General features: G+C 72.3%; 24 protein-coding genes. 13 read left to right on the forward strand and 11 right to left on the reverse strand.

Annotation, left to right across the window (positions count from 1 at the left end):
- Positions 1-69: 69 nt before the first annotated feature.
- From ACYQ8Q_RS07130 to ACYQ8Q_RS07140, 3 genes are all read left to right on the forward strand, one after another.
- Complete coding sequence (locus ACYQ8Q_RS07130) at positions 70-2,511, forward strand: SpoIIE family protein phosphatase (protein WP_460062861.1); 2,442 nt, start codon at positions 70-72, stop codon at positions 2,509-2,511.
- A 65-nt stretch (positions 2,512-2,576) separates the two neighbouring features.
- Positions 2,577-3,818: a PP2C family protein-serine/threonine phosphatase gene (locus ACYQ8Q_RS07135; protein ID WP_460062863.1), complete on the forward strand. Its 1,242-nt coding sequence runs from the start codon at positions 2,577-2,579 to the stop codon at positions 3,816-3,818.
- Positions 3,819-3,924: 106 nt separating this feature from the next.
- On the forward strand, positions 3,925-4,647 hold the full coding sequence (locus ACYQ8Q_RS07140) for a lysophospholipid acyltransferase family protein (RefSeq protein WP_460062864.1): 723 nt from the start codon (positions 3,925-3,927) through the stop codon (positions 4,645-4,647).
- 76 nt (positions 4,648-4,723) lie between these two features.
- Here the strand turns inward: ACYQ8Q_RS07140 and ACYQ8Q_RS07145 are convergent, their stop codons facing one another.
- The 8 genes from ACYQ8Q_RS07145 to ACYQ8Q_RS07180 form a co-directional block, all read right to left on the reverse strand.
- Positions 4,724-6,322, reverse strand: coding sequence for an alpha/beta hydrolase (locus ACYQ8Q_RS07145; RefSeq protein WP_460062865.1), 1,599 nt, complete (start codon positions 6,320-6,322; stop codon positions 4,724-4,726).
- A 143-nt stretch (positions 6,323-6,465) separates the two neighbouring features.
- Entirely contained in the window at positions 6,466-7,224 is a 759-nt protein-coding gene (locus ACYQ8Q_RS07150) for an urease accessory protein UreD (protein ID WP_460062867.1), read from the reverse strand.
- Position 7,225: 1 nt separating this feature from the next.
- The gene (gene ureG / locus ACYQ8Q_RS07155; protein ID WP_460062869.1) at positions 7,226-7,903 is read right to left on the reverse strand and encodes an urease accessory protein UreG; all 678 of its coding nucleotides are present in this window, start codon (positions 7,901-7,903) and stop codon (positions 7,226-7,228) included.
- A gap of 124 nt (positions 7,904-8,027) precedes the next feature.
- Positions 8,028-8,702, reverse strand: coding sequence for an urease accessory protein UreF (locus ACYQ8Q_RS07160; RefSeq protein WP_460062871.1), 675 nt, complete (start codon positions 8,700-8,702; stop codon positions 8,028-8,030).
- Positions 8,703-8,743: 41 nt separating this feature from the next.
- Positions 8,744-10,465, reverse strand: coding sequence for an urease subunit alpha (locus ACYQ8Q_RS07165; protein WP_460062872.1), 1,722 nt, complete (start codon positions 10,463-10,465; stop codon positions 8,744-8,746).
- Positions 10,458-10,769: an urease subunit beta gene (locus ACYQ8Q_RS07170; protein WP_067256017.1), complete on the reverse strand. Its 312-nt coding sequence runs from the start codon at positions 10,767-10,769 to the stop codon at positions 10,458-10,460. Before ACYQ8Q_RS07170 ends, ACYQ8Q_RS07165 begins: the two co-directional genes overlap by 8 nt.
- A 13-nt stretch (positions 10,770-10,782) precedes the next feature.
- Positions 10,783-11,085 carry an urease subunit gamma gene (locus ACYQ8Q_RS07175; protein WP_048819736.1) on the reverse strand — a complete coding sequence of 101 codons (303 nt, stop codon included), beginning with the start codon at positions 11,083-11,085 and terminating at the stop codon, positions 10,783-10,785.
- Between the two features lie 131 nt (positions 11,086-11,216).
- Positions 11,217-11,846, reverse strand: coding sequence for a TetR/AcrR family transcriptional regulator (locus ACYQ8Q_RS07180; protein WP_460062873.1), 630 nt, complete (start codon positions 11,844-11,846; stop codon positions 11,217-11,219).
- 125 nt (positions 11,847-11,971) lie between these two features.
- On the opposite strand from ACYQ8Q_RS07180, the gene ACYQ8Q_RS07185 reads away from it, so the two are divergent.
- On the forward strand, positions 11,972-12,961 hold the full coding sequence (locus ACYQ8Q_RS07185; RefSeq protein ID WP_460062874.1) for an ABC transporter permease: 990 nt from the start codon (positions 11,972-11,974) through the stop codon (positions 12,959-12,961).
- A gap of 62 nt (positions 12,962-13,023) precedes the next feature.
- Here the strand turns inward: ACYQ8Q_RS07185 and ACYQ8Q_RS07190 are convergent, their stop codons facing one another.
- Positions 13,024-13,326 (reverse strand): type II toxin-antitoxin system Phd/YefM family antitoxin, encoded by a 303-nt coding sequence (locus ACYQ8Q_RS07190; protein ID WP_460062876.1) that lies wholly within the window; start codon positions 13,324-13,326, stop codon positions 13,024-13,026.
- Between the two features lie 288 nt (positions 13,327-13,614).
- Here ACYQ8Q_RS07190 and ACYQ8Q_RS07195 point away from each other — a divergent pair, with 288 nt between their 5' ends.
- Positions 13,615-14,247 (forward strand): hypothetical protein, encoded by a 633-nt coding sequence (locus tag ACYQ8Q_RS07195; RefSeq protein ID WP_460062877.1) that lies wholly within the window; start codon positions 13,615-13,617, stop codon positions 14,245-14,247.
- A gap of 74 nt (positions 14,248-14,321) precedes the next feature.
- Here the strand turns inward: ACYQ8Q_RS07195 and ACYQ8Q_RS07200 are convergent, their stop codons facing one another.
- Positions 14,322-15,347, reverse strand: coding sequence for a Leu/Phe/Val dehydrogenase (locus ACYQ8Q_RS07200; RefSeq protein WP_460062879.1), 1,026 nt, complete (start codon positions 15,345-15,347; stop codon positions 14,322-14,324).
- Between the two features lie 237 nt (positions 15,348-15,584).
- Between ACYQ8Q_RS07200 and hppD the strand changes: the two genes are divergently transcribed.
- From hppD to fahA, 8 genes are all read left to right on the forward strand, one after another.
- Positions 15,585-16,730: a 4-hydroxyphenylpyruvate dioxygenase gene (hppD, locus tag ACYQ8Q_RS07205; protein WP_460062881.1), complete on the forward strand. Its 1,146-nt coding sequence runs from the start codon at positions 15,585-15,587 to the stop codon at positions 16,728-16,730.
- Between the two features lie 80 nt (positions 16,731-16,810).
- Positions 16,811-18,232 carry a MocR-like pyridoxine biosynthesis transcription factor PdxR gene (gene pdxR, locus ACYQ8Q_RS07210; protein WP_460062882.1) on the forward strand — a complete coding sequence of 474 codons (1,422 nt, stop codon included), beginning with the start codon at positions 16,811-16,813 and terminating at the stop codon, positions 18,230-18,232.
- 415 nt (positions 18,233-18,647) lie between these two features.
- A complete protein-coding gene (locus tag ACYQ8Q_RS07215; protein WP_460062883.1) occupies positions 18,648-18,863 on the forward strand; it encodes a hypothetical protein in 216 nt (71 codons plus the stop codon).
- A gap of 424 nt (positions 18,864-19,287) precedes the next feature.
- Positions 19,288-19,695: a RidA family protein gene (locus ACYQ8Q_RS07220; protein ID WP_460062885.1), complete on the forward strand. Its 408-nt coding sequence runs from the start codon at positions 19,288-19,290 to the stop codon at positions 19,693-19,695.
- Positions 19,696-19,753: 58 nt separating this feature from the next.
- The gene (locus ACYQ8Q_RS07225; protein WP_460062887.1) at positions 19,754-20,713 is read left to right on the forward strand and encodes an MBL fold metallo-hydrolase; all 960 of its coding nucleotides are present in this window, start codon (positions 19,754-19,756) and stop codon (positions 20,711-20,713) included.
- A 27-nt stretch (positions 20,714-20,740) separates the two neighbouring features.
- Positions 20,741-21,940, forward strand: coding sequence for a cupin domain-containing protein (locus ACYQ8Q_RS07230; protein ID WP_460062888.1), 1,200 nt, complete (start codon positions 20,741-20,743; stop codon positions 21,938-21,940).
- Positions 21,937-22,815 (forward strand): hypothetical protein, encoded by an 879-nt coding sequence (locus ACYQ8Q_RS07235; RefSeq protein WP_460062889.1) that lies wholly within the window; start codon positions 21,937-21,939, stop codon positions 22,813-22,815. The genes ACYQ8Q_RS07230 and ACYQ8Q_RS07235 overlap by 4 nt, the downstream gene beginning before the upstream one ends.
- Positions 22,812-23,993, forward strand: a complete 1,182-nt coding sequence (gene fahA / locus ACYQ8Q_RS07240; RefSeq protein WP_460062890.1) for a fumarylacetoacetase — start codon at positions 22,812-22,814, stop codon at positions 23,991-23,993. Before ACYQ8Q_RS07235 ends, fahA begins: the two co-directional genes overlap by 4 nt.
- Positions 23,994-24,393: 400 nt before the next feature.
- Here fahA and ACYQ8Q_RS07245 read toward each other — a convergent pair whose 3' ends face one another.
- Positions 24,394-25,218: an SDR family oxidoreductase gene (locus ACYQ8Q_RS07245; RefSeq protein WP_460062891.1), complete on the reverse strand. Its 825-nt coding sequence runs from the start codon at positions 25,216-25,218 to the stop codon at positions 24,394-24,396.
- Positions 25,219-25,305 lie beyond the last annotated feature (87 nt).

Raw genomic sequence — 25,305 nt, forward strand, 5'->3', positions numbered from 1 at the left:
TGTCGTGCGGGCAGGGTGAAGATTGGGTCAGGAGGTGGTAGACCACTCTCAGCGACAGAGAGGTCGACCGTGGGCACACACGACGAGGACGGCGTTGCCCGCCGGCGGTTCGACGTGGCGGACGCCGCGCCCCTGCTGCTCGACGGGCGGGGCGTGGTGACGAGTTGGACCAGGGACGCCGCACGGCTGCTGGGCTATACGGCGGCGGACGCGGTGGGCCGGGACCTGGCCGGGCTGCTGACCCACGGGGACGCCGGCCGGGTGGCGGAGATCCTCGAGCGGTGCCGTCGCGACGGCGGCTGGAGCGGGCTGCTGTCCGCCCGGCGCGGGGACGGCCGGCCGGTTCCGGTGATGGCCCGCATCACCTGTGCGGACGAGCCGGGCGGCGCCGACCGCAGGCTCGTCCTGCTGAGCGAGATGGGGGACGCCCCCGGCTGGACGATGAGCCGGTCGGTCCTGGAGCGGATGGTGTCCGACTCGCCGATCGGGATCGCCATCGTGGACACCGATCTGCGGTTCGTGTGGTCCAACGACGCGCTCGCCCGGTTCGGCGGCGGCCGGCCCGAGGAGCGGCTGGGGCTGCGGCTCGGGGATGTGCAGCCGGGGCTGGACGCCGAGGCGGCGGAGGCGCAGATGCGGCGGGTGCTGGCCGACGGTGCGACCGTGGTCGGCTACGAGCATGTGGGGCGGCTGCGGACGGCGCCGCACCGGGAGACGGCGCAGGTGCTGTCGTTCACCCGGTTGGAGGACGACCACGGGAACCCGGTGGGCGTCTACTACACGGTCGTCGACATCACCGACGCCCATCGCGCCCGGCAGCGGCTCGCCCTGCTGGACCGTGCGGGCCGCTGCATCGGCAGCAGCCTGGACATCGCCCGCACCGCCCAGGAACTGGCCGACGTGGTCGTCCCCGGCTTCGCCGACGCGGTCGCCGTGGACCTGCCGGCCCCGGTCCTGCACGGCGCGGAGCCCACCCCGGACCCCACCGGCTCGGTCCCCCTGCACCGCGCGGGCGTACGCATTGCCGAGGAGACCGGACCACCCGGCACCACCTCCCCTCCACCCTCCACGCGCGCCCCCGCCGTCACCGTCGTCCATCCCGCCGACTCACCCCCCGTCCGCTGTCTGCTCACCGGTCGGCCCTGGCGTGGGGAGCGGCTCGACGCGGCGGCGGAGCCATGGCTGCGGAACCTGCCCGTGGCCCCCGCCCCGGGTGAGTCGGTCAGCGTGCTGGTCGTCCCGGTGCGGGCCCGGGGCGCCACCCTCGGGGTGACCACGTTCCTCCGGCGCGGGCCGCGGGAACCCTTCGACGCCGATGATCTGGCGCTCGCCGAGGACCTGGTCTCACGGGCGGCGGTGTGCGTGGACAACGCCCGCCGGTACACACGGGAGCGCGACGCGGCCCTGGTGCTCCAGCGCAATCTGCTCCCCCACCGGCTGCCCGAGCAGGACGCCGTCGAGGTGGCCGCCTGCTACCGGCCCGCCGACGAGCTGACCGGCCTCGGCGGCGACTGGTACGACCTGATCCCGCTGTCGGCGGCACGGGTGGCGCTGGTGGTGGGCGAGGTGCCCGGGCACGGCATCGACGCCGCCGCGGCCATGGGACGCGTGCGGACCGCCGTACGCACGCTCGCCGCCCTGGATCTGCCGCCGGAGGAGGTCCTCGCCCATCTGGACGACCTGGTCGCCCGCATGGCCCACGAGGAGGGGCTGGACGCGGGCACGCAGGCGCAGGGGGCGGGGTGCGTGTACGTCGTGTACGACCCCGTGGACGGCCGGTGCACGATGGCCGCCGCCGGGCATCCCGCCCCGGCGGTCGTGCTGCCCGACGGGGAGGTCACCTTCGTGGACCTGCCGCAGGGGTCCGCGCTGGGCCTGGGCGGGCCGCCGTTCGAGTCGGCGCAGCTGACCCTGCCGGAGGGCAGCACGCTCGCGCTGCACACCGACGGCCTGCTCGCCCAGGGCGCCGAGTGGGCGCTGGACACCGACCGCACCCGGCTGCGGCGGGCCCTGGAGCGGCGGGCGGCCGACCTGGACGTGACCTGCCGGACCGTGGTCGACGCGCTCGTCCCGGCGCGTCCGTACGACGACGTGGCCCTGCTGATGGCCCGTACCCGCCGGCTGTCGGCGGACCGGGTCGCCGACTGGGAGCTGCCCGCCGACCCGGCCGTGGTCGCCGAGGCGCGCCGGACCGCGAGCCGACGGCTGGCGGAGTGGGGTCTGCCGGAGCTGTCGTTCACGACCGAGCTGGTGGTCAGCGAGCTGGTGACCAACGCCATCCGGTACGCCGCCGGCCCGATCCGGCTGCGGCTGATCCGTGAGCGCTCCCTGGTCTGCGAGGTCTTCGACGGCGGCGCCACCGCCCCGCATCTGCGCCATCCGCGCACCACGGACGAGGGTGGCCGCGGGCTGCTGCTGGTCTCCCAGGTCACCGAGCGCTGGGGCACCCGTTTCCTCGGCGAGGGGAAGATCATCTGGGCCGAGCAGTCGCTCACCGACCTGGGCGTGTGACGCCCGCCCCCCATCCGCCACACTCCATGCGAAAATAACCCAAACCGGCGGATGGGGCACGAGCCATGAACGACACGGCGATCGACTACGCGGCGGTGTTCCAGTCCCTGCCCGGCATGGTGGCGCTGCTGACGCCCGAACTGGTGTACGCGGACGTCAACGAGGATTTCCTGCGCGTGGCGGGCCGAAGACGCGAGCAGCTGATCGGCCGCCATCTTTTCGAGGTGTTCCCGGACAACCCGAACGACCCGGGCGCGAGCGGGGCCCGCAATCTGGAGGCCTCGCTGCGCCGGGTGCTGGCCGGCGGCGAGCGCGACACGATGGCCCTCCAGCGCTACGACGTACAGGACCCCGAGCGGCCCGGCGAGTGGGACGAGCGGTACTGGAGCCCGGTCAACGCGCCCGTGCTCGGCCCGGACGGTTCGGTGGTGCTCATCGTGCACCGCGTCGAGGAGGTCACCGAGCTGATCCGGGCCCGCGGGTCGCGGGGCACGGGAAATCCCGGCAGCCGCACCCGGGTGCTGGAGGCCGAGCTGTACACCCGCGCCCGTGAGCTCCAGGAGGTCAACGAGCGGCTGCGGCAGTCGCACGCCCGGGAGCGCCAGGTGGCCCTCGCGCTGCAGGAGGCGATGCTGCCCGCCGGTCGTCAGGTCGGCCACCATCACGCGGCGGTGCGCTACCGCCCGGCGGTCGGCTCGCTGAACGTGTGCGGGGACTGGTACGACCTGGTCGACCTGGTCGGCGGCAACCGGATCGGCGTGTCGGTCGGGGACGTCGTGGGGCACGGCTTGGAGGCCGCCGGGGTGATGGGCCAGCTGCGCAGCGCGCTCAGCGCCGCCTCCCGGGTCGCGGAGGGTCCGGCCGAGGCCCTCAACGTGCTGGGGCGGTACGCGCACGTCGTGGACGGCGCCGAATCGGCCACCGCCGTCACCACGTTCATCGACTTCGACCGGCACACCATCACCTACAGCAGCGCCGGCCATCCCCCGCCCGCGCTGGTCCACCCCGGCGGCCGGGTGGAGTTCCTCGACCGGGCCACCGACCCGCCGCTGGACGCCCGCCCGACCCCGGTGCCCCGGCCCCAGGAGTGCGCCGCCTACGACCACGGCGCCACCCTGGTGCTGTACACGGACGGGCTGGTGGAGCGGCGGAAGGAGGACATCGACACCGGTCTGCAGCGGCTCGCCGAGGCGCTGGCCCGGCACCGGGACGCGGACCCGGAGGCCCTCGCCGACTCCGTCCTGCTCGAACTGCTGCCGCCGGGCGGCGCGACCGACGACACGGCCCTGGTCGTCGTACGGCTGTGAGGGACCGGCGACAACGCCCGCCGCGGACTTGCTGAGCAGCCCTCGACGGCAGGAACCTGGTGCCGCGGCCGACCGTCGCGGATCCACCGGAGTGAGGAGCTACCCCTTGTTCTACTACGTGCTCAAGTACGTTTTGCTGGGCCCGTTGTTGAAGCTGGCCTTCCGCCCGCGCATCGAGGGCCTGGAGCACGTACCGGAGTCGGGGGCGGCGATCGTCGCCGGCAACCACCTGTCGTTCTCGGACCACTTCCTGATGCCGGCGGTCCTCAAGCGGCGCATCACCTTCCTCGCGAAGGCCGAGTACTTCACCGGGCCGGGCCTCAAGGGCAGACTCACGGCCTTCTTCTTCCGCAGCGCGGGCCAGATCCCGGTGGACCGTTCGGGCAAGGAGGCGGGCCAGGCGGCGATCCGTGAGGGCCTCGGGGTGCTGGGCAAGGACGAGTTGCTGGGCATCTACCCGGAGGGCACCCGGTCGCACGACGGGCGTCTGTACAAGGGCAAGGTCGGGGTCGCGGTGATGGCGCTGCGGGCCGGGGTGCCGGTGATCCCGTGCGCGATGATCGGTACCTTCGAGGCGCAGCCGCCCGGCAAGATCGTCCCCAATCTCCACCCGGTGGTGATCCGCTTCGGCAAGCCGCTGGACTTCTCCCGCTATGCCGGCATGGAGAACGAGAAGGCGATCCTGCGCGCGATCACCGACGAGATCATGTACGCGATCCTGACGCTGTCCGAGCAGGAGTACGTCGACGAGTACGCGGCGGTGGTCAAGGCGCAGCAGGCCGCGGCGACGGAGAAGCAGCGCAGGTTCCCCCGGATACCGCTGAGCTGACAGGACGCCACAGCGCGCCGCGACAAGCCGAAGGGGCGGCCGGAGGTTCCGGCCGCCCCTCGCTGTCAGCCGGTGACTACGGCTTCGGCGTGGCGTGCGGGGCGCAGGTCACGTCCTTGGCGTCCAGCTTCCCGGTGAGCAGGTAGCTCTCCACCCGGGGGTTGATGCAGGAGTTGACGAGGTTCGTCACCCCGTGGGAGCCGGCGTCCTTCTCGGTGATCAGACGGGAGCCCTTGAACCGCTTGTGCAGGGAGACGGCACCGTCGTACGGGGTGGCCGCGTCCCGCTCGGACTGCACGATCAGCACGCCCGGCAGACCCTTGTGGGTCGTGACCTCGACCGGGGTCTGCTGCTTGACCGACCAGTAGGCGCACGGCAGGTTCATCCAGGCGTTGGCCCAGGTCAGGAACGGGTAGTCCTTGTTGAGCCGGGTGTTGTCGGCGTTCCACTTGCGCCAGCTGGTGGGCCACTTGGCGTCGGTGCACTCGACGGCGGTGTAGACCGCGTTGCCGTTCTCCGCGGTGATGTTGCCGGCCGTGTCGGTCAGGTCCGGGGCGGCCGCGTCGACGAGGGCCTGGGTGTCCCCGGCGAAGTACTTGCTGAAGACCGTCGCCACCGGGATCCACGAGGAGTCGTAGTACGGGGCGCCCTGGAAGAAGGAGATCAGCTCGGCCGGGCCGACCAGTCCGCCGATGGGGTGCTTCTTGGCGGTGGCGCGCAGCTCCAGCCACTTGGCCTGGACGGCGGCGCGGGTGGTGCCGAGATGGAAGGTCGCGTCGTTGGCGGCGACCCAGTCCTGCCAGTCCTTCCAGCGGCCCTCGAACGCGACGTCCTGGTCGAGGTTGGCCTCGTACCAGATCTTCTCGCGGGAGGGGTTGACCACGCTGTCGACCACCATGCGGCGGACGTGGCCCGGGAAGAGGGTGCCGTAGACGGCGCCGATGTAGGTGCCGTAGGAGACGCCCACGTAGTTGAGCTTCTTCTCGCCGAGGGCGGCGCGGATGACGTCCAGGTCGCGCACGGTGTTCGGCGTGGTCATGTACGGCAGCATCTCGCCGCTGCGCTCGTAGCAGCCGTCGGCGTACTCACGGGCGAGCTTGATCTGGGCGAGCTTGTCGGCCTCGTTGTCCGGGACCGGGTCGGCCTTGGGCGCCTTGACGAACTCCTGGGGGTCGGCGCAGGAGATGGGCGCGGAGTGGCCGACGCCGCGCGGGTCGAAGCCCACGAAGTCGTAGGCCTTCGCGGCGCCCGCCCAGATGGCGTTCTTGGTGGTGACGCGGCGCGGGAAGCGCATGCCGGAGCCGCCGGGGCCGCCCGGGTTGTAGACGAGGGCGCCCTGGCGCTCCTGCGGCGTGCCCGTGTTGCCGATGCGGTCGACGGCGATCTTGATCTTCTTGCCGTTCGGGCGGGCGTAGTCGAGCGGCACCGTGACCCAGCCGCACTGGATCGGCTTCTCCAGGCCCCAGTCGGCCGGGCAGTCCTGCCAGTCGATGCCGGCCTTGGCGGCGCGCTCCGCGGCGATCGCCGCACCCCGCTGCTCCCTGTCCTGCCCCGAACGGCCGCTCGCCGCGCTCGCGGTCGGCGCCGTGACCGCGCCGGCCATCAGCGTGGCGGCGACGAGCGCGCCGGCCGAACCGAGCACTGCGGTCCTTCTGTTCGGTCGTATGTCCCTCAAGTGGGCTTCTCCCCTACCTTGTTTATGGCGGTACGGCGGTACAGCGATACGGCGGTACGGGGATCCTCTCGGCTGTGAGGTGCCTGAGAACAGGTGTGGTTGACCTTCTTTGCCAATCCGATAACCGGAGAGGAAAGGTCCGCTCAGCGGAGGCGCAGGACGGTCAGCGCCTCGTCCAGCACCCGCCGCAGCCGCAGCCCGTCCGGCGCGACGGCGCTCACCAGCGCGGCGGGCCCGGCGAGCGGCACCAGGGCGGCGTGCTCGCCGAGGACCTGCGCGCCGACCGGATGCGTCGCGAACTCCGGTTCTACCACGACGAGTTGGCCTACGGCGCGATGTCCGGCGAGTACGGCGGGGCCGTCCCAGCCGCCGGGGGCGCCGGGTCCGCAGGCCAGTTCCTGGTCGAGGACGGCCCGGCCGCCCACCCGGACCACGAGCCGGCTGGTGAGCCGCCCGGGCTCCTCCCCCACCCGGCCGAGGACCTGCTCCTCGCGCAGCACCAGACGGGCGCCGGGCGCGAGGTCGGCACGGGTGGTGACGTACAGGTCGCTGCCGCGCGCGGAGATCAACGGCTCGGGGAGCCAGTGCAGTTCGCCCTCGTCGGCGACGTCGAGCCGGACGTCGTAGTGGGCGGCGTCCTTGATCTGGCCGGGCAGGGCGATGGTGGCCGCGGCCGAGCCCACCCGCAGCCGGGCCCCGCTCCCGACCTGTGCCTCGACCGCGAAGCGGTCCCCGCCGAGGGGGCCGCTCATCGCGCCCACGAGCATCACCCGGGCCTCGTCGCCGCCGGCCCGGGTGCGGCGCAGCGCGAGCGGGCCGTCACTCTCCAGGACGGGCAGGGCGGTTCCCCCGCGGCCGTCCGCCGTCGCCCGGATCCGGGCGACGGCCCGCACTCCGCTCATCTCACGCCGTCCAGGCGCCGAGCTGCGCCCGCACCCAGGCGGCGACGTCCGCGACCCCGCTCCCGGCGCGCAGCGACTGGAACACCACGGGCAGTTCGGCGCGCTGTGCCTTGGCGTCGGCGGCCATCCGGGCGAGGTCGGAGCCGACGTACGGGGCGAGGTCCGTCTTGTTGACGACGAGCAGGTCGGCGGTGGTGACGCCCGGGCCGCCCTTCCTCGGGATGTCGTCGCCGCCCGCGACGTCGATGACGAAGATCTGCGCGTCGACGAGCCCCTTGGAGAAGGTGGCGGTGAGGTTGTCCCCACCGGACTCGACGAGCACGAGGTCCAGCGGCCCGACGGCGTCCTCCAGGTCCTCCACGGCCTCGAGGTTGGCGGAGATGTCGTCCCGGATCGCGGTGTGCGGGCAGGCGCCCGTCTCCACGGCCGTGATCCGCTCGGGCGGCAGCACGGCCTCCCGCAGCAGGAACTCGGCGTCCTCGCGGGTGTAGATGTCGTTGGTGACGACGGCGAGGGACAGCTCGTCGCGCAGCGCCCGGCAGAGCGCGGCGACGGTGGCGGTCTTGCCCGATCCGACGGGTCCGCCGAGCCCGATCCTGAGGGCCCGCCGGGCCCCGTCGGGCCGACGGGCGTCGGCGCTGACGGCGGCCGGGCCGGAGTGGGAGTGGTCGAGGTGCATGGGGCGGCTCCTTTTCAAGGTACGTGCCATTTCAGCCCGTCCGGCGATTGAGGGCGAGGCCCGTTCAGGGCCGAAGCGGGGGTCCAGGGGGCGGCAGCCCCCCCCTGGACCCGTCGAGCAAGACCTACGAGGCGAACAGGCGCACCGGCCACGCCGCGTGCGCCTCCGCGCCGATCTCCAGCAGGGGCGCGGACGCCGCCGGCAGGGTGTCGACGCCGGCCGTCGGGACGGCGGCGCCGGCCACCGTCGCCCGGTCGACGACCCGGTCGAGCTCCGGCGCCAGCCGGGCCAGGACCGCCGTCGCCTCGAACGGGTCCAGGCTGAGCAGCCGTACGACGGCCGTCGCCGGGCCGCTTACGCTCTCGTACGCCGCGCAGTACGCCGCGTCCTCGGGCCCCAGTCCGGCCGCGCGTGCCGTCAGTCCCAGCACCACCGGCTGGTGGGCGCCCTTGGGGAACTCCCCTGCCAGGGCGTCCAGTTCGGGGCCGGGCCAGGTCGCGCGGGCGGCCCGCAGCAGCTGGCGGCCCAGTCTGCGCGCTGCTAGCCGCAGCGCCGGGGACGGGGTGCGGGCGTCCGCCGCCGCATCCAGCCCGACCGGGTCGGCCCCGGCCGCCGCGGCGGCGGCGAGGGCGGCCGCGACGAGTCCGGCCGTGTGCAGCCGGCCCCGGCAGAAGGCCTCCAGGTCCGCCGCGCCGGTGATCCGGCCCGCCTTGACCGCCTCCTCCGCCCCGCCGGAGTGCGCGTGCCCTCCGGCGGGGAAGCGGCCGTCGGCCAGGACGAGCAGCGCTGCCCTGCCCATCAGTTGCCACCCATCAGTAGCCGCCCATCAGTAGCCGCCCATCAGAACAGGAAATAGCGCTGGGCCATGGGCAGCTCGGCCGCCGGGGTCGCCTCGACCAGTTCGCCGTCGATGTGCACGGCGAAGCTGTCGGGGTCGACCTGGACGCGCGGCCGGGCGTCGTTCTCCCGCATGTCCGCCTTGGTGACCCCACGGGTCGACTCGATCGCGACGAACCGCTTGCCGAGCTGGAGCCGCTCCGGCAGCCCGTCCTCGATCGCGAGCGGTGCCACGAAGTTGAAGGAGTTCGAGGCCGGGGCGCGGCCGATCGCCCCGTACATCGGACGCGGCAGGATCGGCTGCGGGGTCGGGATGGACGCGTTGGCATCACCCATCTGGGCGTACGCGATCTGGCCCCCCTTGAGGACGAGGTGCGGTTTGACACCGAAGAACGCCGGCTCCCACAGGACGAGGTCGGCGAGCTTGCCCGTCTCGACGGACCCGACCTCCCTGGCCAGCCCCTGGGCGAGCGCCGGGTTGATCGTGTACTTGGCGACATAGCGCCGTACGCGATGGTTGTCGGCGCACCCGTCGCCGGGCAGGGCGCCCCGGCGGCGCTTCATCACATGGGCCGTCTGCCAGGTCCGCAGGATCACCTCGCCGACCCGGCCCATGGCCTGGGCGTCGGAGGAGATGATCGAGATGGCCCCGAGGTCGTGCAGTATGTCCTCGGCGCCGATGGTGGACGGCCGGATCCGGGACTCGGCGAAGGCCAGGTCCTCGGGGACCGCCGGGTTGAGGTGGTGACACACCATGAGCATGTCGAGGTGTTCCTCGGCGGTGTTCACCGTGTACGGGCGGGTCGGGTTGGTGGAGCTGGGCAGGACGTGCGGCTCGGAGACCACCGTCATGATGTCCGGCGCGTGTCCGCCGCCCGCACCCTCGGTGTGGTAGGCGTGGATGCCCCGCCCGGCGATCGCGGCGAGCGTGTCGCCGACGAACCCGGCCTCGTTCAGGGTGTCCGTGTGGATGGCGACCTGGATGCCGGTGCGCTCCGCGACGGTCAGGGAGGCGTCGATGACGGCCGGGGTCGAGCCCCAGTCCTCGTGCAGCTTCAGGCCCAGCGCGCCGCCCCGGATCTGGGAGAGCATCGCCTCCTGCGAGACGGTGTTGCCCTTGCCGAGGAATCCGATGTTGAGCGGGTACTGCTCCATCGCCTCCAGCATGCGGGCGAGGTGCCAGGGCCCCGGGGTCACGGTGGTGGCCTTGGAGCCCTCGGCGGGTCCGGTGCCGCCGCCGACCAGGGTGGTGACGCCCGCCGACAGGGCCTCGTCGGCGATCTGCGGGCAGATGAAGTGGACGTGCGCGTCGACCGCGCCGGCCGTGAGGATGCGTCCGTTGCCCGCGATGACCTCGGTCTCGGGACCGAGCACCAGGTCGGGGTGGACGCCGTCCATGGTGTCGGGGTTGCCCGCCTTGCCGAGCGCCGTGATGCGCCCGTCGCGGATGCCGACGTCGGCCTTGACGATGCCCCAGTGGTCGACGACGACGGCGCCGGTGATGACGGTGTCGGGGGTGCCGTCTGCGCGCGTAGCGCGCGACTGGCCCATGGACTCCCGGATGACCTTGCCGCCGCCGAAGACGGCCTCGTCACCGGCGAGCCCGGGGCCGCCGGAGCGGTCCTCCTCGATCTCGATCAGCAGATCCGTGTCGGCGAGGCGGATCCGGTCCCCGGTGGTCGGGCCGAACAGGTCGGCGTACGCGGCGCGTGAGATCTCAGGCATCGAGGGCACCTCCGGTCTCCCCGCGCAGTCCGGGCACCACCCGGGCACCGGCCAGCGGGACGAGTTCCACCTCGACGGGGATGCCGGGCTCGAAGCGCACGGCGGTGCCGGCGGCGACGTTCAGCCGCAGTCCGCGGGCGGCCGCGCGGTCGAAGTCCAGGCCGGGGTTGGCCTCGGCGAAGTGGTAGTGGGAACCGACCTGGACGGGCCGGTCGGCGGCGTTGAGAACGGTGAGCCGGGTGACCTCGCGGCCCTCGTTGCAGACGATCGGGTCCTCGGCGAAGAGGATCTCTCCGGGAATCATGGCGGCCTCCCCCTCAGACGATCGGGTCGTGGACGGTGACGAGCTTGGTGCCGTCGGGGAAGGTGGCCTCGACCTGGACGTCGTGGATCATCTCGGGGATGCCCTCCATGACGTCGTCCCGGGTGAGCAGCTTGCGTCCGGAGGCCATCAGCTCGGCGACCGTGCGTCCGTCCCGCGCGCCCTCGAGGATGTGCGCGGTGATGAGGGCGACGGCCTCGGGGTGATTGAGCTTCAGTCCGCGGGCCCGGCGTTTCTCGGCGACGTCGGCCGCGACATGGATCAGCAGCCTCTCCTGCTCGTGCGGGGTCAGTTGCACGTCCCACCTCACATCCTCGCTCCGGACCGTGCGGGGCCCGGTTGCCGCAGCCACGAGGAAAAGCCCTGGTGGCGTGGAGGGGCAGGCTAGTTGGGGTGCATTTCGAGCACGTTAACCGAGCTGTGACCCACTCAGCGGCCCGGTGCCGGCTCCGGCACGCTCATGAGGGCGCGCAGCCCGTCGCCGAGCACCTCCACGGGCGTCGGCCCGAACAGCGACTGCTGGGCGATGAAGCCCAGCACGGACGCGATCATGGTGCGGGCCACATGGTCGGGGTCCACGTCCGCGCGCATCGTCCCGGCGGCCTGGTACGCCTCGACGATCCGCATCCATGCCTCGCGCACCGCGCCGTAGCCCTCGCTCAGGACGGCCGAGAGCTCCTCGTTGCGCAGGGTCTCCGTCCAGACCTGGACGACGAGCCGGGGGAAGGCCGGCCTTCCGTCGACGGTCAGGGAGGCCTTGGCGGCCAGGGTGCGGCCGAGCACCTCGCCGACCAGGACGTCCGGGGGCGGCGGCGGGTCGGTCCGGGACGCCTCCTCGAAGGAGGCGCGGACCTGGCCGAGCACCTCGGAGACGATCGCGGCGATCAGCTCCTCCTTGCCGCTGAAGTAGCGGTACACCGCCCCGGCCGACAGATCGACCTCCTTCAGCACGTCCTGCATGGAGGTGGCGTGGAAGCCGTTGCGGGCGAAGCAGACGGCGGCGCCGTCGAGGATCTGCCGGCGGCGGGCGTCGAGGTGGGCCTGGGATACGCGTGCCATGCGGCAAACGTAAAACGAACATTCCTTCTTGACAAGCGAGGACCCGGCGGCGCACGGTGGGGACACAAGTAAAACGAACGATCCTTCTTTTTTAGTCCGAGCCCGCCGCGTCCCCAGGGGAAGCCATGTCCGCCACCCGGCGTCTGATCGCCGTCGTCCTGCTCGTCCCGACCCTCGCCGCCGTCGCGCTGTGGGCCTTCGCCTGGCCCGCCGCCCGCACCGCGCCCCGCGACCTGCCGCTCGGCGTGGCGGGCCCGGCCGCCGCGACGGCACAGATGGAGAAGCAGCTCGCCCAGCACGAGGGCGCCTTCGAGATCCACCGCTACGCCGACGAGGCCGCCGCCCGCGACGCCGTCGAGGACCGGACCGTATACGGCGCGGTGGTCGTCACCGCCCAGGGTCCCGAGCTGCTGACCGCCTCGGCCGCGAGCCCGGTCGTGGCCCAGCTGCTCCAGCAGGCGGTGGCTCAGCAGTCGGCCGCCGAGGGCATCCGGGTGAAGACGGTGGACGTCGTCCCGGCCCCGGCGGCCGACCCGCGCGGCGCCGCCCTGAGCGCGAGTGTGCTGCCGCTGGCGCTGGCCGGGATCGTCGCGGGCGCGGTCGTGACGTTCCTGGGGCTGCGCGGGGGCCGCGCGGTGCTCGCGCTGGTCGGTTCGGCCGTCCTGGTCGGCCTGGTCGCGGCGGCCGTGGCGGACAGCTGGCTGGGCGTGCTCACCGGCGACTGGTGGGCGGAGGCCTCGGTGTTCGGGCTGTCGACGCTCGCGGTGGCCGCGGCGGTGGCCGGCTGCGCGGCCCTGGTCGGCCCGGCGGGCATCGGTGCCGCGTCGTTCCTGGTGATGTTCCTCGGCAACCCGTTCTCCGGGGCGGCCTCGGCCCCGCGGATGCTGCCCGAGCCGGCCGGGGTGATCGGTCAGTGGCTGCCGCCGGGCGCGGGCACCACCCTGCTGCGCTCGGTGTCGTTCTTCGACGGCGCGGCGGCGACCGGCCCCGCCCTCACCCTGGTGTGGTGGGCCGCCCTGGGCCTCGGCGCGGTCCTGCTGGGCGCCCAGCTGAAGGCACGGAAGACCCCGGCCGGGCCGGCCGCCGAGCAGCGGGAGCCCGCACTCGTTGCCTGACCGGCCCCCCCTCCGCCCCCTCGAAGGCCGTGCACCCGGATGGTGCGCGGCCTTCGGCGTGTCTACGACGGGTTCGGCCCCCGGTGTTCTGCGGCCGCCCCGCCCCGGTGCTCCGCCGCGATGCCGAACCGGTGCCGTTCGCGGGGAGCGGAACCGACCTCGCGCACGGCGGCGACCGAGCTGATCACCTGCTCCTCCACGGGCCGGTCCAGTTCGTCGAGTCGCTCCAGGTCGGCGGCGGAGACGAGGGCGACGAGGGGCTTGCCGTGGCGTGTCACGACGACGCGCTCACCGCCGTACACCACCCGGTTGATCAGGTCGGCGAGTTCAGCCCTGGCTTGCGTCACCGGAATCTCGTAGGCCATGCCCCTAGCTTACGGGTCGTCCGTGACGTCCATCAGTTCCAGGGAGAAGAGGAAAAGACCAGGTCAGAAGCATTTCGGCTGTCGTCTCACACAAGCTCCGTGAGAAATGCGTGAGACGACAGCCGGGCCGGCCAGTACGCCCGTACGCAGGACGAATCCTCACCCCGCGGGCGGTGGCCTGGTACCTGTTGTCCGATGACCCAGGCGATCGGCCTGGGTACCACCACTGCGGTCGGAAGCCGGTAGAACTCGCTGACGTCCATGGCCAGGGGATCGAAGTCGGTGCGCATGTCTATCACTGTCCCGCGCCGAGCCGCAGACCATATCACCAGGTCAGCGGCATCCACCGCCGCCGACCTGTCCCTGTGGGACGGCTTCGAGGTCCCCGTGCAGGCCCGACGCGGCCGGATAACCCTGAGCCTGCACGACCACCTCGCCACCTCCGTCCCCAAGCGCCCAGCGGCTTACCCGCGCATGTCCTCCGACCGATTCGGTCTGGAGGCCGGCGTGGACCGCCAGCAGGAGGACACCAACGACACTCGCAAACGACTGCGGTGGCCAGCGTTCGTCAAGGTCTGTCCTTGCCGTCCGCGTCGGCGGCCGCCGAGGTCCGACCGCTGGGCCACCGTTGACGTCGACACGCTCGAGGGCGCGGACGTGCGGCTGTCCGTCAACGAACAGGACCTGCGGCACGTGACCAAGGGACGCCACGAGGTGGCCGCCTCGCTCTCGCTCCCGGGCGGCGTCAACAAGGTGACGGTGACCAGCGGTTCGGGTGCCACGCTCACCCCGCTGTCGCCGGTAACCGCCGGGACGGCGATCAACAGGACAAGGCCGACCTGTACGCGCTGCGCATCCGCTAATCCAACCCGGAAAAGTCGGAGGCAACGCACTACCACCCAAACCCGCAGGGCGCGGTGACCACAGTGCGCGCGCCTTCCCGGCCCCACCGCCACAGGATGTCGCCGGTCGGACGGACGTCCTGGCGGGCGGGCCTACAGGTCGCGGGTGCGCTCGCGGGCGAGGCCGATGGCGGCGGTGTAGGTGGAGGTGTTGTTGTCGTCGGCGAGTTCGAAGACCTCGGTGAGGGTGTCGCCGATGCGGGCACAGTCCTCGAGGACGCGGTTGCGGTCGTAGCCGTCCAGGAGGGCGGCGTTGTTGATCAGGCCGCCGCCGTTGGCGATGAAGTCGGGGGCGTAGAGGATGCCGGCCTCGCGCAGCAGGTCGGCGACCGCGGGTGCGGACAGCTGGTTGTTGGCGGCGCCGGCGACGACTTTGGCCTTGAAGTGGGGCACGTTGGCGGTGGTGAGGACGTCGCCCAGGGCGCAGGGGGCGACGACGTCCACGGGCTGCGTGAGGATGTCGTCTCCGGCGACGGCACGGGCGCCGTACCGCGTGACGACGTGCTCCACGGCCTCGGGCCGGATGTCGGCGACGAGCAGGTCGGCGCCGGCGTCGGCAAGCATCGAGCACAGGAAGGAGCCGACCTTACCCAGGCCCTGGACGGCGACGCTGCGGCCGGAGAGGTCGGGCGTGCCCCACACCCGCTGTGCGGCAGAGCGGATGGCGGCCAGGACGCCGGCGGCGGCGGGTTCGTCGGAGTCGACGCCTTCGCCGCCCAGGACGTGGTCGGTGGACTCGCGCATCAGGGCGACGTCGTCGATGGCGATGCCGACGTCCTCTCCGGTGACGAACCGGCCGCCCAGGTCGTCGACCGCCTGGCCCATGGCGCGCAGCAGTGCGGCGCTCTTGTCGCGCCCGGGGTCGCCGAAGATGACGGCCTTGCCGCCGCCGAAGGGCAGTCCGGCCAGCGCGGACTTGTAGGTCATGGCCTGGGACAGGCGCAGCGCGTCGGCGATGCCGTCCGTCTCGGTGGCGTACTGCCACATGCGGGTGCCGCCCATGGCGTTGCGGGGGCCGGTGCGGTGTACGGCGATCACGGCGCGCAGACCGGAGCGGGGGTCGCGGGCGAACAGCACGCGCTCGTGGTCGTCGTAGGCCGGGTGGTCGAACAGGGCCACGGGGTCTCCTCGGTTCGGCGGGATCAGCGGGTCGGCACACCGTAGGGATGCGGACGTGTTCGGGAACCGGTCCAAGTCGCGGCCGGAGAACCGGACCGTGCCCGGCGCCGCGATTTGGTGCGGACTTCCCGCTCGCCCTTGGTCCGGGCCCCCGGCCGGGGTGCTGCCTAGCTTCGGAGGACCACCTGATCCCACCTGATCCCCTCCCGCTCACGCGGCGTTCACAGGAGTCGCCCCATGTCCGAAGCGGCAACCGACCGCCAGCCCCTGCTCGGCTACCACCATCTGCGCTACCACGTCGGCAATGCCAAGCAGGCGGCCCACTACTACCGCACCGCCTTCGGGTTCACCCCCATCGCCTACTCCGGGCCGGAGACCGGCAACCGGGAGAGCACCTCGTGGGTGATGGCCCAGGGCGACGTGCGGCTGGTGCTGACCGCCGGGCTGCTGCCCGGCCACCAGGTCACCGACCAGCACCACCGGCACGGCGACGGAGTGCGCGACATCTCCTTCGCCGTGCCCGACGTCGACGCCGCGTTCGCGTACGCGCTGGCCGGCGGCGCCAAGCCGGTCACCGAGCCGCACGAGATCAGCGACGACCACGGCACGGCCCGGATGGCGGCCATCGCCTCCTACGGCGACACCGTCCACACCTTCGTCGACGCCTCCGGCTACACCGGGCCCTTCCTGCCCGGCTTCCGCGCGGTCGGCGACACGGGCAAGCTCGGTGGCCTCAAGCCCCTGTGGACCGTCCCCGAGGGGCAGAGCATCGGCATCACCGGCATCGACCACATCGTCTGCAACGTGCCGCTGCACGAGATGGACCTGTGGACCGAGTTCTACCAGCGTGTCCTCGGACTGACCCAGCTGGTCCACTACGACGACGAGACCGTCGGCACCCAGTACACCTCCATGATGAGCAAGGTCGTCTGGGACGGCACCGGCAAGATCAAACTGAACGTCAACGAGCCCGCGCAGGGCAAGTCCCTCTCCCAGATCCAGGAGTACCTGAACTACTACGGCACCTCCGGGGTCCAGCACATCGCCTTCGCCACCGACGACATCGCCACGACCGTGGCCCGGATGCGCGAGGGCGGCGTGCGGTTCATGCGCGTACCGGAGACCTACTACGACGAGGTACGCGCCCGCGCCGACGTCGACGCCCTGGGGCTGGACCTGGTGAGGCTCGCCGAGCTGGACGTCCTCTTCGACCAGGACGAGGACGGCCACCTGCTCCAGCTGTTCACCGAGCCCGCCCAGGACCGGCCCACCCTCTTCTACGAGATCATCGAGCGGCACGGCACCCGTGGCTTCGGGATCAACAACTTCAAGGCCCTCTTCCAGGCCATCGAGCGCGAGCAGGCGGCCCGCGGCAACCTGTAGACCCGGCGGCGGTCCGGTACCGGCTCTCCCCGGCGGGAAGCGTGAAGGAATTGTTCACGAAGGGGTTGTTAATGTCCCTTATGGCCTTCGATCAGACCGCACGGGGATCCGAACTGCTGCTGTCCATGGACCCCGCCGGCAGCACCCCCATGCACACCCAACTGGAGAAGGCCCTGCGGGAGGCCATCCGCAGCGGCCGGTTCACGCACGGCACCCGGCTGCCCGCCTCCCGGACGCTGGCCGCCGAGCTCGGCTGCTCACGCTGGGTGGTCGTCGAGGCGTACCAGCAGCTCGCCGCCGAGGGCTTCCTGCGCACCCGGGCCGGCGGCGGCACGGTGGTCGTCGTGCCGCGGGCCGAGCCCGGCGGCACGCCACCGGCGCACACCGAACCGGCGCCTTTCCCGCTTGTGGCCGACTTCGAACCCGGGCTGCCGGACCTCGCCGCGTTCCCCCGCAGCACCTGGCTGCGCGCCCTTCAGGACACCGTGCGCAGCCTGCCGCCCCACCATCTCGACTACGGGGCCGACGCGGGCGTACCCCAGCTGTGCCAGGTCCTGGCCGAGCACCTGGCACGCACCCGCGGCGTACGCACGAGCCCGGACGGCGTGATCGTGAGTACCGGCGTCACCCACGGCCTGACCCTGTTGTGCGAGGTCCTGCGCGACCAGGGCCACCGCCAGGTCGCCGTCGAGAACCCGGGCTGGCCCCGCCTCGGCCTGGCCGCACGCCGGGCCGGGCTGGAACCGGTCCGGGTGCCCGTCGACGACGAAGGGCTCGACGTCGACGCACTGAGCCGGACCACGGCCCGCGCGGTCCTCGTTTCGCCCGCGCACCAGTTCCCGGCCGGCGTGGTGCTCTCCCCGGCCCGACGCTCCGCCCTGCTGGACTGGGCCGACGCGTACGACGGAGTGATCCTGGAGGACGACTACGACGCCGAATACCGCTACGACCGCAGACCCGTGGCCGCGCTCCAGAGCCAGGCGCCCGACCGCGTCGCCTACCTGGGCACGGTCAGCAAGACCCTGGGACCCGGAGTCCGGCTCGGCTGGCTGGTCGCCCCACCCGCGCTGAGACGCGGCGTACTGCGGCTGCGCGAGTACGGCGACCCCGTCCCGGCGACCGTCGATCAGCTGGCCCTGGCCCACCTCATCGACTCCGGCGCCCTGGACCGGCACCTGCGTCGCACCCGCGTCGACTACCTCGCACGCCTGACCGCCCTGCGCATCGCCCTGGCCGAGCACCTGCCCGACGCCCGCATCCAGGGCGTGGACGCCGGCCTGCATCTCACCGTCCACCTGCCCGAGGACACCGACGAAGCGGCGCTGGTCCGGCGAGCACGCGGCCACGGCGTGCTGATCACCGCCCTGGGCGACTACCACAGCGGCCCGACCGCCCAGCCAGGACTGGTCATCGGCTACGGCAAGGCCCGCCCGAGGCAGATCGCCCCAGGCATCGCCGCGCTCGCGCAAGCCTACGAAGCCATCCACCGCACACAGCCCTGACATCGGCACCGCCGCTCCGTCGCGGGTGGCAGAGCTGACCCGGCCCGGATACCGCACACACCCCACGCCCCACGGACCAGAAGGCCTCCTCACGACGGAACACCCCGTGACAGCCGGCTACACGATCCGGACGGCCAGAGGAGACATGATCCTCAGTGCCCGCTGGTGCGGCGACGGCCCCGCAGACGACCTCGACGCTCCTGGCCTGACGGTCTCGTCACAGACGATCGATGCGGTCCGCCGCGACACCCAGGGCAGCCTTCGGGAGAACTCCTGCTGTCCGACCGGTACGTGGCCGCACGCGAGCCGGCCGAAGCACGGCGCTCGGACTGCGGCCTCATCGTGGACCTCACAGTCCAGGGCCTCGGCCCCTCACCCTCGTTGTCCGCGCGCGGCCGACGAAGCGGGACTCGCCGTGGTCACAGCCGTCGGCCGGTACGTCGCCGGCTCCCTCACCCCCGCCCAGCGAGAACTCGCCGCCGACGCCCTCGCCGACGAGTGGACGGATGCGGCCGAGGACGGCATCGACGGCTGCGCCGTCGGGGTCGTCGGAGAAATCGGTGTGAGCGCTGCGGGCAGTCGGCCCGTCTCGGGCACCGGCTTGCTGCCTCGACGGTCCGGGAGACCCTGAACACGGCGGGCGCCGACCCGGCGCTGGGCCGTTGTGGCTCGACCCGGCACGAATTCCTCACCGCGCAGGCCGACAGCGTCACCACGACAGACTTCTTCCACCCCAACAGCGTGCTCGCCGGCGCGGACAGCACGGAGCCAACCGCCCTGCTGCGCTCCCCGCACAGCCGCCGGGCCGGCAACCGACGCCCCCGTGTCGGGTAGCGGACTCGCGCCAGGCCCGCTCTGGAGCCGGGCACGCCGACGCCGTACACGTGCTCCTCGGCCGAGAGCCGCGCCCGCAGATCCTGACGGAGCCGTAATGGTCCGGTCCGCCGGTCGTGGTTTGGTCAGGCCCGTGCGCCCTGTCGGTGCCTAGCCTCACAGCGGCACGGCATTCCCCCGCACTTCATCCCATCCGATCCGTACGTCCTCTGGAGAACACCATGACCTCGAAGCCGCAGGCGATCAGCGCACCCGAACTGGCCTCCGCCCCAGCTGCCCGCTTCTTCTACAACCACGGCGTCCTGCACGGCCGGCAGCTGTGGGTCTCCGGCCAGGTGTCCATGGACGCGGGCGGCGCGGTCGTGGGAGCGGGCGACATCACCCGGCAGGCCGAGCAGGTCTTCGACAACCTCGCCGCCGTACTGCGCGCCGCAGGCGGTGACCTGTCCCACGTGGTGTCCACCACCACCTACGTCACCGACCGCGACCTGCTGCTGCCCGTCAACGAGGTCCGCGGCCGCTACCTGACCTCTGCCCCCGCGCCCACCAGCACCCTGCTGGTCGTGGCCGGCCTGGCCCGGCCCGACTTCCTGCTGGAGATCAGCGCGGTCGCCGTCCTGCCCGAATAGCGCGACCGACCGCCCCGCCCCTTCGCCCCGGCCCACCTCCCGACGAGCAGGAGTCCCCATGAGCAAGACCTTCGCGTCCGCCGGCGACCTGTCCGAGAAGAAGCAGACCCTGGAAGTCCTCGCCGACGGCGTCTACGCCCTGACCGCCGAGGGCGACCCGAACGTCGGCGCCATCGAGGGCGAGGACTTCGTCGTCTGCTTCGAGGCCCTCGCCACCCCGGTCGCGGCCCGCGAGTGGCTGGCCCGGCTGCGCGAGCACACCGACAAGCCGGTCAAGTACCTCATCCTCTCCCACTACCACGCCGTACGGGTTCTGGGCGCGAGCGCCTTCGACGCGCAGGTGATCATCGCCCACGACCGCACCCGCGACCTGATCGCCGAACGCGGCCGGCAGGACTGGGAGTCCGAGTACGGGCGCATGCCGCGCCTGTTCAAGGAGCCCGACTCGATTCCCGGGCTCACCCGGCCCACGCAGACCTTCCGCGACCGGGTGACCATCGACCTCGGCGGCGACCGCGGCGACCTGGTCCTGGAGCACGTGGGGCGCGGCCACACCGAGGGCGACATCGTCGCCTGGCTGCCCCAGCAGAAGATCCTGTTCGCCGGTGACCTCGTCGAGGCTCAGGCCGCGCTCTACACCGGCGACGCCTTCCACCGCGAATGGTCCACCGACACCCTCGACTGCGTCGCCGACTACGGCGCGGAACTCCTCGTCGGCGGCCGGGGCGCGGTGGCCCGCGGGCGCAAGGAGGTCGAGGCCGCCATCGCCCAGACCCGGCACTTCCTGACGGTCATGCTCACCGAGGTCGGCGCCGTCCAGCAGCGCGGCGGCACGCTCAGGGAAGCCTTCCAGGCCACCCACGCCGCGCTCGTCGACCGCTACGGCGGCTGGCCCATTTTCGAGCACTGCCTGCCCTTCGACGTCTCCCGCGTCTGGGACGAACTCGCCGGCATCGAACGCCCGGTGATCTGGACGGCCGAACGCGACCGCGAGGTCTGGGCCGCCCTCCAGGACTGACCGCCCCGGACCAACCAGGACAACACCATGGCGTACTACCAGCAGGTGGGCGACGTCCCGCCCAAGCGGCACACACAGCACCGACGCCCCGACGGCGGGCTGTACTACGAAGAACTGATGGGCGAGGAGGGCTTCTCCTCGGACTCCTCCCTCCTCTACCACCGGCACATCCCCTCCGCGGTCGTGGACGCCGCCCCGTGGCCCCTGCCCGAGCAGACCACGACCGCCAACCATCCCCTCAAGCCCCGGCACCTGAAGCTGCACACGCTCTTCGCGGACGCCGGATGGACGGACCACGACGTGGTGACGGGCCGCAGGCTCGTCCTGGGCAACGCGGACGTGCGCCTGTCCTACGTCGTCGCCGGGGCGCCGTCCCCGCTGTACCGCAACGCGATCGGCGACGAGTGCCTGTACGTCGAGGCGGGTGAGGGCACCGTGGAGACGGTGTTCGGGACGCTGCCCGTGCGGCACGGTGACTACGTGCTCCTGCCGCGCGGCACCACGCACCGCTGGCTGCCGGGTGGGGACCAGCCCCTGCGCGTGTACTGCATCGAGGCGAACTCCCACATCACCCCCGCCCGGCGGTACCTGTCCCGCTTCGGCCAACTTCTGGAGCACGCCCCGTTCTGCGAACGCGACCTGCACGGGCCCACCGAGCCGCTCCTGGCCGAGGGCTCGGACGTGGAGGTGCTCGTCAAGCACCGTACAGGGAGCACCGTCGCGGGCACCCGCATGATCTACGCCGACCACCCCTTCGACGTGATCGGCTGGGACGGCTGCCTGTACCCCTACACCTTCAGCATCCACGACTTCGAGCCGATCACCGGACGGATTCACCAGCCGCCACCCGCGCACCAGGTCTTCGAAGGGCACAACTTCGTCGTCTGCAACTTCGTCCCGCGCAAGGTCGACTACCATCCGCTGGCTGTCCCCGTGCCCTATTACCACTCCAACGTCGACTCCGACGAGATCATGTTCTACTGCGGCGGCGACTACGAGGCCCGCAAGGGATCCGGCATCGGACCCGGATCCGTCTCCGTCCACCCGGGCGGGCACGCACACGGACCGCAGCCGGGCGCCTACGAGCGCAGCATCGGGGCGGAGTCCTTCGACGAACTCGCCGTCATGGTCGACACCTTCCGCCCACTCGACCTCGGCGAGGGGGCACTGGCCTGCGAGGACCCGGGGTACGCCTGGAGCTGGGCGGGCCGGGGGCCGCAGTCGTGAACCGGCTGCCGACGATCCTGCGCGGCCTGTGCGAGGACGCGGCGGTGTTCCCGCCGGGACAGCTTCCCCTGTCCGACGCGGTCACCGCGCACTTCGGACACAAGAAGACCCGCTACGCCGGCCTGGTCGGGCCTCTCGTCGTCCCCGCCCACGCGCTGGAAGAGCTGCGCGGGCTGCTGCCCGACGGCCCCTCGACCGGCCATCGGCTCCCGCTCGCCGTCACGGTGCCCGGGCCCGCCCCGATCGGCGGCGTCCTGGACGCCGTGCGCAGGCTGCCTGCCGTCCTGCGTGCGCTGGAGGTCGCCGTGCCGGACGGATCGACCGCCCGCGATCTGCTCGCGGAGCTGGACGCGGCCTGCGCGCAAGCGCCGGCAACCAAGGTGTTCGTCGAAGTGCCCCGGGACGAGCGCCGTCCCGCCGTTCTCTCGGCGCTCTCCGGCACCCGCTACCGTGCGAAGTTCCGCACCGGCGGGGTGAAGGCCGAGCTCCACCCCGACGAGGCGGAACTGGCCGATGCCGTGGCCGCCGCGATCGCAGCCGGTGTGCCGTTCAAGGCGACCGCCGGCCTGCACCACGCCATCCGCAACACCGACCCTGCCACAGGGTTCGAGCAGCACGGCTTCCTCAACCTGCTGCTGGCCACGGACGCCGCGCTGCACGGCGCCCGCCCGAAAGAACTCGCGACACTGCTCGCCCAGCGCGATCCCGCCGTGATCGTCGGCCAGGTCGCCGCCCTGGACGAGACGCGGGCCTCCGCCGCCCGCTCGGTGTTCGTCTCCTTCGGCACCTGCAGCATCACCGACCCGCTCATGGAACTGATCGACCTCGGCCTGGTCCCCGCCTCGCTGACCAGCACCATCGGAGAAGCCGTATGACCCGCGTGGAGATCCCCGAAGCCTCGCTCTTCGGACTGGACAACCTGCCCTACGGAGTCTTCTCAGCCCCCGACCGCGCTCCTCGCGTCGGCGTGCGAGCCGGCGAGCAGGTGATCGACCTCGCCCGTCTGCTCGACGACGACGTGTTCGCCACACCGTCGCTCAACGCGTTCATGGCCCAGGGACATGGCCGGTGGGTCGCGGTACGTGAACGGCTCACCGAACTTCTGCGTCAGGACGTGCCGAACGCCGCAGTCCTCCCGGTGGCCGAGGTGACGCTGCACATGCCGTTCGAAGTCGGCGACTACGCCGACTTCTACGCGTCGGAGCACCACGCCACCAACCTCGGCCGACTCTTCCGCCCCGGCTCCACCCCGCTCATGCCCAACTGGAAGCACCTTCCCGTCGGATACCACGGTCGGGCGGGGACCATCGTGGCCTCCGGAACCGCCATCGTCCGCCCTCGTGGGCAGCGCAAGGCCCCCGGCGACGTGGCCCCGGCCTTCGGCCCGAGCCGCCGCCTGGACATCGAGGCCGAACTCGGCTTCGTCGTCGGCACCGGATCCCCGCTCGGGCACCCCCTGTCCACCACGGACTTCGCCACCCACGTGTTCGGCGTCGTCCTGGTCAACGACTGGTCGGCACGCGACATCCAAGCGTGGGAGTACGTGCCGCTCGGCCCGTTCCTCGGCAAGAGCTTCGCCACCTCCATCTCCCCCTGGGTCGTCCCGCTCCTCGCGCTGGAGGCCGCCCGCACACCCACCCCGCCCCAGGATCCGCAGCCGCTGCCCTACCTCAGGGAGGACCAGCCATGGGGCCTGGACATCGACCTGGCCGTCGAGTGGAACGGGCAGGAGGTCTCCCGCCCGCCCTACCGCGAGATGTACTGGTCACCCGCGCAGATGCTGGCGCACATGACCGCGAACGGCGCCTCCACCCGCACCGGCGACCTGTACGCGTCGGGAACCATCTCCGGCCCGGACAGGGACCAGCGCGGCGCGTTCATCGAACTCACCTGGGGCGGCCGGGAACCGATCCTGGTCAAGGGCGAGGAACGGACCTTCCTCCAGGACGGCGACGAGGTCACCATCACCGCGACCGCACCCGGGAACTCCGGCGGACGCATCGGCCTCGGACACGTCCGCAACCGCATCCTGCCCGCGCGCGAACAGGACTGACGAGCATCTGACGGCGGCCGGGCGCCCTCGCACGGGACAACGGACCCCGCCATGAGTGAATCCGCCGACACCTCGGGCAGCCGGCGGACACGCAGCCGCCTGGCCTACGGAGAAGGACGCAAAGCCCTGCTGGCCGCCGCTGTGCGCGTGGTGGCCCGAGGGGGCCCGGCAGGCACTGAACCGCCTGCTGCCGGCGGGAGCCAGCGGCGCGCAGACTCGTCTCGTCCTCGCCGCCTTGGACGGCCTCGCCCTCCACCGACTCCTCCTCAGTGAGCCCGAGGCCAGCGGTGGCGCCCTGGACGAGCTCAACTCTCCGCTGTGTCTCCTTCGTTCCGTCGGCGAGACCACGGGCGAACGCGTCCAAGGGATTGGAGCAAGGGAAACTGTCGCGCCGCGGTCGTCACCTGTCCCGTACGGCCGCGAACACACCGCCGTCGACGAGGATGTCGATGCCGTTGAGGAAGCTCGCGTCGTCCGACAGCAGGAAAGCGACGACGGCGGCGACCTCCTCCGGGCGGCCGGTCCGGCCGAGCGGGGTCGCGTCGATGAGCTTCTGCATCCCCGCGTGCTCGGCAGCCTCCTGCCGGCTCTGCGGGGTGTCGACGATGCCCGGCGCGAGGGAACACACCCTGGCCCCGACCGGTCCGAGCCGCACCGCCTCCTTCCGCGCGAACCGGGCCACACCGTGCTTGGCCCACGGATAGGCCAGCGTCGACTGCTCCAGGGACGGACCGACGGCTTCCCGGATCCTGTCGAGGAAGTCCTCCCGCAACGGGTCGTCCAGGATCTCGGCCACGGCCGGTTCCGGGTCGATCCGTGCGAGCAGCGGGGACATCGAGGAGAAGTAGACACTCGCGGTGCCCTCGGTCGCCAGAGGACGCAGCGCCTCCGCGAGCAGTGCGGTGCCGATGAGGTCGACCTCGAAGACGCGACGCCAGTCGGCCATGGTCGGCGAGATGCCGGCCGCGTGCGCGACGGCACGCAGCGTGCCGCGTTCGGCGACCCGGTCCGCGAGCCGCGCCAGGCCCTCGCGGTCGGTGACGTCGAGCGCGAACGGCTCGGCGTCGGCCCTGTGGCCCGCGTCCGTCAGGTCCTTGGCGACCGCCTCCGCACCCGCGGCGTCCCGGTCGACGAGCAGCAGCACGTCCACCGTGTCGGCGAGCCGCCGCGCACAGGCCTCCCCCATACCGCGCCCGGCGCCGGTCACTATCCCTACGGTCGTCATACGTTGCTCCTTCGTCAGGTGGCGTCCCTTGTTCGACACCCCCCGCATGCAAACCCGCCCACCTGACATCTCCCGGACAACTTCCCG

This window comes from Streptomyces sp. YKOK-I1 (assembly GCF_054660435.1).